At 58.5% G+C, this 9,193-nt stretch carries 7 protein-coding genes; 2 read left to right on the forward strand and 5 right to left on the reverse strand.

Going from position 1 to position 9,193, the window contains the following annotated elements; genetic code table 11:
- Positions 1-247: 247 nt before the first annotated feature.
- The 5 genes from H5U08_RS05035 to H5U08_RS05055 all read right to left on the reverse strand — a co-directional run bounded on the left by H5U08_RS05035 (position 248) and on the right by H5U08_RS05055 (position 4,906).
- Positions 248-694, reverse strand: coding sequence for an Hsp20/alpha crystallin family protein (locus H5U08_RS05035; protein ID WP_297030909.1), 447 nt, complete (start codon positions 692-694; stop codon positions 248-250).
- A 282-nt stretch (positions 695-976) separates the two neighbouring features.
- On the reverse strand, positions 977-1,318 hold the full coding sequence (locus H5U08_RS05040) for a hypothetical protein (RefSeq protein ID WP_297030911.1): 342 nt from the start codon (positions 1,316-1,318) through the stop codon (positions 977-979).
- 128 nt (positions 1,319-1,446) lie between these two features.
- Complete coding sequence (locus H5U08_RS05045) at positions 1,447-2,496, reverse strand: DUF1559 domain-containing protein (RefSeq protein ID WP_297030913.1); 1,050 nt, start codon at positions 2,494-2,496, stop codon at positions 1,447-1,449.
- Positions 2,497-2,921: 425 nt separating this feature from the next.
- The gene (locus H5U08_RS05050; protein WP_297030915.1) at positions 2,922-4,154 is read right to left on the reverse strand and encodes a sialidase family protein; all 1,233 of its coding nucleotides are present in this window, start codon (positions 4,152-4,154) and stop codon (positions 2,922-2,924) included.
- A 221-nt stretch (positions 4,155-4,375) separates the two neighbouring features.
- Positions 4,376-4,906, reverse strand: coding sequence for a tetratricopeptide repeat protein (locus H5U08_RS05055; RefSeq protein WP_297030917.1), 531 nt, complete (start codon positions 4,904-4,906; stop codon positions 4,376-4,378).
- Positions 4,907-5,393: 487 nt separating this feature from the next.
- Here H5U08_RS05055 and yajC point away from each other — a divergent pair, with 487 nt between their 5' ends.
- The gene (gene yajC / locus H5U08_RS05060; protein WP_297030919.1) at positions 5,394-5,759 is read left to right on the forward strand and encodes a preprotein translocase subunit YajC; all 366 of its coding nucleotides are present in this window, start codon (positions 5,394-5,396) and stop codon (positions 5,757-5,759) included.
- A 72-nt stretch (positions 5,760-5,831) separates the two neighbouring features.
- Positions 5,832-9,193, forward strand: a 3,362-nt coding sequence (gene secD / locus H5U08_RS05065) for a protein translocase subunit SecD (protein WP_297030921.1), incomplete at its 3' end; no start/stop codon positions are given.

Here is a 9,193-nt window from a genome sequence, read left to right on the forward strand (position 1 = left end):
CCGGTTTGGCCCCCGGCACATCGGCAATGAGGAGGATTTCATCGGGCTTTTCCACGATATCGACAGCCGGGCTGTAGAACCGATCGCCCCGCAGATGTTCCGGAGCAGCCTGGGCTGCACGCTTTGCACCATGGTGGTGTTTCATCGTTCACCCTCCTTTCCGTCTTGCTTTTTTGCGAAGAGTTACCCCAATCACCTGAATTTGCTGCCTTCAAAGTCGTTCAGAAGAGAGGTTCCGGCGTTCGACTCAGCCGGTGCGTACGTTCACGGGGATCTTGCGCGGCCGGGTTCCTTCGGCCTTCGGCAGCGTAACCGTCAGCACACCGAGCTGGAGATCGGCCTGCACCCGTTCGTGATCGACTTCACCGGGCAACCGGATCACCCGCGTGGCTTCCCCCGTCGCACGCTCTCGTCGATGGTAGGTGACACCTTCCTCGGCAGGTTGCGGCCGCCGCACCTTGATGGTCAACTCGTTGCCGGTCACGGAGATGTCGATCTGATCTTGTGTCACGCCGGGGACTTCTGCTTCCACGTAAAAGGCCTCCGACGTTTCCCACATGTTCACCGGCAAGCGTTCTCGCCCCTGCAACGGCCAGGGAGCTTCCGGCAGCTCCCCGAGAAAGCTGTTGAACAACCGATCCATTTCGCGACGGAGTTGCTCGAGAGATTGCGGACCAAAGGGAGGGACTGCCATAGCGTGTCTCCTTTCTGTTGGTTCCTGAAGACTCAACTGAACTCGCACCCGGCGGCCCATACAAAGCCGGGTTAAGGACCACACCCGCGACGTGTTGCAAATATCATGCCTGCCACCAACAGGACCGTTTAAGTTATTATCGGACAATAAGTTACGTATTCAGCGCGCAATAAAAAAGGCCTGTCAGTCTGGCAGGCCTCATGAAAACGCGCTGCTGATTACCAGCAAAGCCCTCCGGTCAACGCCAGGCAGCAGGACTGGTGGATGATTGGTGCCGTTCCCTCACCTGTTGAGGGCGCTGAGGATCTCTTTGGCTTTGCGAGCCAGCCCCTGCGGGGGTGTTTTCTGGAGTTCTGCAAAACCTTTTTCCAGAATATCGGCCTTGGCGGGGTCCGTCTTTCGGACGGCATCGACGAGGTCCTTGAATCGCGCGGCCTCGCTTCCCAAAGGCTGGCCGTTCGCGTAGTTTTCGAGCAGCGATTTGGCCTCGTCCAGCGGCCCTTTCATGGGCACCTGATACGTTTTGCGGGCAGGAACCCCGCTCTTGCCGCAACCTCCCAGCACAACAAGCGCTATTCCTACCATCAGGCAGGCGGTCAGCTTTTGGAATTTTCGAATATCCATGGCAGTAACCCTCATCCGGTTTCCCGTCCGACACGCACTCACGAACCTCGGACCGATTGGCGCAGACCCGTCAGGAAAATCGCCGGTCACCCACAGCCAAGCGGGTAGATTGACGCCCCACTCGCAATTCAGAACTCGGGTATTGGCTGGCCGTCTGAAGCGTGTCCCAGCCGCTGGAAGGTGAGGGTGTCGATTGTGCTGGTGATGAAGCGGACAGAGCCGTCGCCCAGCCCCACGTTGACCCCACCGGGATGAAGGCTTCGCGGGGGAATGATACCACGGCTCCAATCATGGGCGCCGCCGGGGCAGCAGTTGCCACCACAGCTCGGATATTGCCAGTTGGGGGGAGCCGCCGTGTTGAACAACACCTGGGCGTGCGGATACCAGGCCCAAAGCGCCCCGTTGTTGCTCCGCTCACCCGCCGGATTCTGGCAGGCCAGACCGATCGTTTCCAGCTCAGCCGGCGTAGGGAAATCCTGGTTGGCGATGTTGTTGTACACGCCGTCACCGCCCTGCGGATAAAAAATGTCAAATGGATAAGTAGCCTTTGAGCTATCCCCGTCGCCGGAAAGGATTTCCGACACCATGATCGTCTGAGAAAGACCGTCCGTCACCGCCGCAAAAGGTTTTTCAACCCGTACCTGGAACATGCCATTGAACGAATTCACACCAGCCCCCCATGCGGTGTAGGTCGTGCTCCCGGAGCACCACGCGTAGTTGCAACCCGGCCCGTTCCATCCCGCCGTATTGTTGACGTTTCGGTACGGTTGTGCAGAAGGGCACAGGAACGCCGGGACCTTCACCTGCATTGGTCCGTTGAAATACGTCCCGAACGAAGCGCCCGGCACGTACACGAACTGATCCGCCAGGGCCTTCTGCTCAATGAAGGGAAGGATGCACACATTGATCCCGAACCGCTCCCAGTTGTTCCACGGCCGCCCCGCGTCGTTCCCACCATACCCCGACCGCGGAAGTGTGTTGTACACGTCGTGGTAGTTGTGCATGGCCAGGGCAAGCTGCTTGATGTTATTGGTACACTGGCTTCGCCGAGCCGCTTCCCGGGCCGCCTGAACAGCGGGGAGCAACAAGGCAATGAGTATCCCAATAATGGCAATCACCACGAGGAGCTCAACTAGTGTGAAACCCCTAGTCTTACATTGATTCAATCTGGTGCACATGGCAAACTCCCTGTTACGAAACGAATCTGGTGAGAACCCCGATACTCATCAATTGTGGGAAAGCGCCCTAAAAAGCGGTATTTCCGGCGGGCAGTCTTCAAACCGGTGGGTAACACGCTGGCTGGCCTGTGAATCGTCTCTATCTCTTACTATAGTTCGATTCGTTTAAAACGCACAGTTGATGCGGAGCTTTTTCCTGGACAGCTTGCGATGCATGAAAGACTAACTCAAAAAGATTTGCAGTTTACTGACGAGCTTTTTATCAGAAAATTTCGCATGACCGTTGTGCCTCGGTCCTCTTTAAAGCCCACGCATAACTGCGAAAAGCGCACATGACTCCGAAGGGTGTTTCCGCAAGGCGCGCTCGTCATGCCCATTTTCAACTGAGCGTTCTCCTCAAACGGTTTCTGACGCAAAAGGCACCTTCAAAGCAGCCGCCAGCGGGCCTGTCGCAATACGGCATACGGCGACTCGCGGAGGAGCTCGTACCAGATCGTCAGCAGTCCTCCGTCGGACAGTTCTACTGTGGAAGGATAACCCAGATCACCACCCGCTCCATCGCCATAGATCACGACTGGTTCCGACCACGTGCGGCCGCCGTCGCTGCTCAATCGGGCCTGGCATCCGAACGGTTTCCGGCGATGGCCGTAGCTCATCAGCAACCGCCCGTCCCGCAGCCGAATCAGATGAGACGGTAACCCCCACACGCCAATAGAACGCGGAGTTGACCAGGTTTTTCCTCCGTCTTCGGACTCGCACTGCAATGTTTCCCCCGCATTCTGGGGATTATGATTCCGGAGCTGGAGGACCAATCGTCCCTCGGTCGTCTCCACGGCATGCAGCTCGTGGTATTGATTCGGGTCATCGCCCTGTCGGACCGGCAGCGTGGCCAGCCATTCCCAGGTTCGGCCGTCATCCTGGGAAACGCACACGCCCACTCTCTTTGTTCGCCAGAGGTCCTTGCCGGCATAGAGCAGCCGTCCATCTTGAAGCTGGATCGGACCGTGGGGACTGTTCACCAGGCAATCGTACGGAGCCGACCACGTGACGCCCCCATCTTCCGAGCGCATCATCCACACCCCCAACTGTTTTTGACGGTCGTCTTCGGAAAGGCGCTCGTGGGCCGCCCGCCAACGGTCCAGTTTTTCGGCAGGCCAACCACTCCCCGTCCCCGCGGCTTCCAGGGCTCGTGTCAGAAGGGGAACGTAGGCTAGCGAGGTGAACGTGGTCACAAGGAGAGTGCCCCGCGCTGTCTCCAGGACACCGGAATCCCGATCGTCGATCGCACTATCCCACAACACCTGCGGATACGTCCACCATTGGCCTTCGTCGTGGGAAGTCATCATTTCCACACGACCGAACGGACAGACATGGGCCTCGCGCCCGCCGGAATACACAAGCACAAGCTGGCCGTTCTTTCGCCGCGTGACCGTGGGCCAGCCGTGATAGCGGTGGGGAAGCCGGCTGATTGTTTTGACTTCTTGAACCTCGAAACGGGGCGTCTCACTGGCAAAAAGGCGTGCCGCCCGAACGACCGCGGGCACGGCCATCGCCCCCGCAAGACTGCAGAGCCACCGTCGCCGATTCAGCCGTGACTTTCCCAAACCCCTGCGAAGAACGGATACGGCACGCTGCTGCGGTTGGGTCGTGGAAAACATGACAGGCTCCTGTGAAGACTCGCGGCTGGAAACGCCCCTCCAATACAACTTTTCGGGGGACAGTTACCATACGGTCTCGCCAACACCGCTGGCGGCCGACGTCCGCGGTACCGGTCGCACGTCAAGAGAAACTCGCTCCGCCTTCAGCGGGACAGATTCTCCCGCCAGGAATAAACGGTCTGCGGCGGACCGCCTCTCATCGTCACTGACCGCTGGCGAGTTTAAGCGGTTTCTCCGGCCGCTTCAAGCAGTCGGTTGAATTCGGGATCGGAGCGAATGGGATCGAAATCGGTTTCGGCGGGAACGAGTTTCCGATAGTCTGGCTCCAACGTGAGTGCTTTTCTGAGGAGAGACAGGGCCTTGTCTTTATTCCCGGCGAGACTGTAATAACACGCGAGGTTGTAGCAGACGAGCGGATTGTCGGGCTCCAGCTCAGCGGCTTTTTCCAGATCCGCACACGCCAGATCGATCCGCCCCACCCGTTTGTGGCACCAGCCTTTGGCAAGATAGACGCGAACATCCTCCGGGTCGAGTTCTTCCAGCCGTTGGAAGACGGCGAGCGCTTCCTCGTATCGCTCCAGTTCGCGGAGGGCCTCCGCCCGAAGCAGCAGCGCCACCGGATTGTCACGATACAAATCGGGAAGCCGATCGAGCGTCTCCAGCGCCTGCCGTGCAAGCCCCAGCTCGAGGTAGCCCTCGGCCTCCCTCAACAGGTGCTTCGATCGGATAAGGTCGAACTTTGCCGCGGCCATGTTTGATCACCGCCGGATGTTGCCTCACCCACCATCGCCCCGCCCCCGCGATAGTCAAAACCGCTTTAGCCTCTCCCTCTTTCTCTATTTTATCCAGAAATGGCGTTTGCGGCGCAATCAACCGCAATCACGCTGCCGCCCAAAAGGAGAAATCGGCGGGCCGGACGAGGCCTGGGAGATTCAGACATAGGACATCGGAACGCGATCCCAACGGCTTCCCGCCGTTTTGCCCCTTGTAGCCACTCGCACGGCGCTTTAAGATGCTTAATTCAGATATCCTGCACGGGCATGGCGGGAATGCCGGGCAAGTTGCTGGCGATTGAAAACTACGGCAAAGTGGAAGCCTCTCCGATTCAGCCGTTCTTCCCTGGCAACTTGCTCAGGTAACGGTTCGCGATCATGGAGGCACGTCATCGCGGATTCTGCGCACGATTACGAAACCCGAGTGCTGTTTTCTGGACTCCACAAGACCTAAAAGGCCGATTCCATGATGATCTCGTTTATCCCTCTCTTGGCCGAAGCCGGTGGCGGGAACGCTGGCGGTTCCTCGGGCGGTCTTATCATGATGTTGACGCTCTGGATTCCGCTGATCGTTGTGTTCTACTTCCTGCTCATCCGCCCGGAACGGAAGGAGCGGGCCCGACGCCAGGCCATGCTCAACGCCTTGAAGAAAAACGACCGAGTCCTTACGATTGGCGGAATCTACGGGGTGGTTACAAACGTCCACCGGGAAGCCAACGAGGTGACCCTCCGCGTGGACGACGCCAACAATACACGGATTCGCTGCACACTGAGCGCTATCGCTCAGGTTCTGGGGGAAGAAGCCCCATCTGACAAACAAAAAGAAGGTTGAACAAACCAGGTTCTCAAACACGAATCTCGAATTGAATCATTTCAGGGATTCTCAGGTGTGAGATCTTTAACGATGGAACGCCGTTCTACTCGGAGCCGTTTTGGTTGGATCCTCGGAATTGCCGCGGTTGTGGTTTTCGCCGCAGCGGTGGGTGGTGGGAATTTCACCCCGATGGTGCCGTTGGCACTGGCCCTGGAGGCGTCTTCTCCTGCCGGCAGCCAGTCGGTGTCGGCCGGGGAATCTGCCCCGCCCAAGAATGAAGCCCCGGCTCAATCAGAAAAGACGTCCTCACAGAGCGCGGCTCCCGCTCCCACCTCGGGCGAAAAACAGCAAAACGCACCGTCTTCTGACGCCAATACGGTTACGCAGTCCCAGGCGACTGGTCAGGCCCCGACGGCTGCTCCCTCATCGGCAAGTTCCGAGGAAACTCGGGAGACAACGAAGACCCCTGCTCAAGAGACAGGCTCTCAACCCGGGCAGACGACTTCCCAGGAAACCAAACCCGCCAGACCGACATTTCTTTCTCGGGTTCTCAATATCGTCACTTATCTGGTCTTTCTGTTTATCATCTTTGGCTTACCGGTCATCGTTGCCTATTTTCTTTGCGAATGGTGGCGGGCACGAGAATACTTTGGGCGGATCTCCTTCATTCTGTTCACCATCGTTCTTGCGGTTGTCATTCTTTTGACGCGCTGGCCGCCGAAGCTGGGAATCGACCTCAGCGGCGGTGTCATCATGGTGTACGAAATCGAAGGCGCGGTGCGGCAACCGGGAACGCGGGCACAAGCGGCTTCGGATCAGATTGACATGGATCAGCTTATTGCGGCCCTCAATCGCCGGGTTAACCCCAGCGGTGTGAAAGAAGTAACGATCCGCCGGTTCGGCCCGCAACAGATCGAAATCATTGTCCCCGAGGTGGACGAGGAAGAAGTCGCCCGGCTGGAACGCGTGATCAGCAGCGTCGGTACGCTGGAGTTCCGCATCCTGGCCAATATGCGGGACCATCGGCGGCTGATCGAGCGGGCTCTGGCCCTTCCCCCCGACGAGCACGAACTCTATGACGATCGCGGCAATCTCCTGGCGTGGTGGGTTCCGGTTGCCAAAGGCCAGGAAGAAGCCATCGGCAATTTCGGCGAAATTGCCGTCCGTAAAGGCCGGTATCGGAACGAGGATTGGCTGGAGATTCTCGTCGTCAAGGATCGCTACAACGTCACTGGTGCCGACCTGTTCCGAGTCCGCGAGGGCGTGGACGAGCAGATGCAACCCTGCGTGGAATTCATCCTCAAGGCAGGGAGTGCCCAGCAGCGCTTCGGCGCTTTGACGAGCGACAATCGGCCGGACCCCACCACCGGTTTCACTCGCCGGCTGGGCATCATCCTCGATGGATACCTCTATTCCGCCCCGCAGATCAGAAGCCCCATTTTCGATCGCGGCCAGATCACGGGTATCCCTTCACGGGATGAGGTGCAGGCGCTCATCCAGGTGCTCCAGGCCGGAAGCCTGCCCGCCGTCCTCAGCCCCACTCCCATCAGTCGGCTTGTCACCGGTCCGCAACTCGGTCGGGACACAATCCGCCAGAGCGTCATCGCCATGATTGTGGCGGCGATCATCGTGTTCGCTTTCATGATCGCCTATTATCGCTTCGCCGGTGTGGTGGCCTGCGTGGCTGTGATCCTTAACCTGCTCATGCTGGTGGCATTGATGATCTTACTCAAAGCCGCGTTCACGCTCCCCGGCCTGGCAGGTTTGACGCTGACCGTCGGTATGGCCGTGGACGCCAACGTCCTTATTTATGAGCGTATCCGCGAGGAACTCGCCCGCAAAGCGACGTTGCGGATGGCTATCCGTAACGGCTTCGAAAAAGCGATGAGCGCGATCATCGACTCCAACCTAACCACGATGCTTACGGCCGTCATCCTGTACTTTGTGGGAACAGACCAGGTGCGGGGTTTCGCCGTGACGCTGTTTCTGGGACTGGTCCTAAACCTCTATACGGCCGTCTTTATCGCCCGTGTGATCTTCGAAATTGCTGAGCGTCGCCGATGGATCAAGAACCTGACCATGATGCAGGTCATTGGCGCCACCAATTTTGACTTTATGGGCGTGAAGAAATACTGCATCGCTGGCAGCGTCGGCCTCATTTTGTTGGGGCTTGTGGCTCTGGGAATGCGTGGGCAGGGCGTGCTGGATATCGACTTCACAGGTGGGGTGGCCGTGGAGATTCTCTTCAACAAACCCAAAGATATCGCCGAAGTGCGCAACCGGTTGAGTGACCTCCGCGACCTCGCGGTAAGTGACGTCCGCATCGAAGGTGAAGAGCCGGGACGTCGCTATATGATCAACACATCGAGTCCGCCCGGCATGGAAGCCGAGGAATATCTCCAGCAGGTCAAACAGAAGATCGCGGAAGTGTTCGGCGACGAACTCGTCCATTACAAGGTGGACATCGAGCCGATTACGCAAACGAGCTTCTGGCGCAACCTGCCGGACGAGCGTTTGGCTGCTGGTCCGGTCTCCGGCTGGCCGTCGGCAATCGCGGGGCTCCTCTGGGGTGAAAATGCGCCCGCGCAGGAAAAACCCCAGACCGGCCATGCGCCGCCGTCTCCTGCCCAGGAGACAGCCCCTCCCCCGTCTGCACCAGCCACTTCTTCCGCACCGAGCCAGCCCAGTGGATCGGCCGGTGTCTCCGGAACAACCGCTGACGAGGGAGAAAAGCCGTCAGCGCCGCCGAAAACAGGCGCCCAGCGTTTCCCCACCAGGGTCCTCTTGAAATTCGATCACAAGCTCAACTACGAATCGCTGGAAGGCCTTGTCAAGAATATCATGGAAAAATTACCGGAACCCGAGCGTCACGCCGACTTCGAGCTCTATAACGAACAATATCGCCGGGGCGACACCACAGCCTACAACCAGTGGGAATTGCGGCTGGCACTTCCGCCGGAAAAAGGCATGCAGGTAGCCCAGCAGCTCAAGGCCGAACTGGAAAAGACGGTTTACTTCCCCTCTTCCAACACGATCGGAGGTAAGGTCGCCGGAAGCACCAGAATCCGTGCTCTTTACGCCCTCGTGCTTTCGGTGGCCGGGATGATCATCTACCTCTGGGTACGGTTCACGCGGGTGAGCTTCGGCGTGGCTGCCGCCATCGCCCTCGTTCACGACGTACTCATTACGGTGGGCATGATCGCGCTCAGCGCCTACGTCGCCAACCTGCTGAGTTTCCTTCTCATCGATGAATTCAAGATCGGCCTCGCCGTGCTCGCGGCCTTGCTCACGATCATCGGGTATTCTGTCAATGACACGATCATCATCTTTGACCGGATTCGCGAGGTGAAAGGAAAGACCCCCTTCTTGACCCCGCAAATCATCAACACAAGCGTCAACCAAACGCTGAGCCGAACACTCATCACTTCGCTCACCACCCTCTTCGTCATCGT

The organism is Thermogutta sp. (assembly GCF_014359955.1).
Classification (GTDB): domain Bacteria; phylum Planctomycetota; class Planctomycetia; order Pirellulales; family Thermoguttaceae; genus Thermogutta.

Excerpts from the sequence above, each read along its gene's own strand:
- H5U08_RS05035 (WP_297030909.1), bottom strand. The coding sequence starts at position 694 with ATGGCAGTCCCTCCCTTTGGTCCGCAATCTCTCGAGCAACTCCGTCGC.
- H5U08_RS05040 (WP_297030911.1), bottom strand. The coding sequence starts at position 1,318 with ATGGATATTCGAAAATTCCAAAAGCTGACCGCCTGCCTGATGGTAGGA.
- H5U08_RS05045 (WP_297030913.1), bottom strand. The coding sequence starts at position 2,496 with ATGTGCACCAGATTGAATCAATGTAAGACTAGGGGTTTCACACTAGTT.
- H5U08_RS05050 (WP_297030915.1), bottom strand. The coding sequence starts at position 4,154 with ATGTTTTCCACGACCCAACCGCAGCAGCGTGCCGTATCCGTTCTTCGC.
- H5U08_RS05055 (WP_297030917.1), bottom strand. The coding sequence starts at position 4,906 with ATGGCCGCGGCAAAGTTCGACCTTATCCGATCGAAGCACCTGTTGAGG.
- yajC (WP_297030919.1), top strand. The coding sequence starts at position 5,394 with ATGATGATCTCGTTTATCCCTCTCTTGGCCGAAGCCGGTGGCGGGAAC.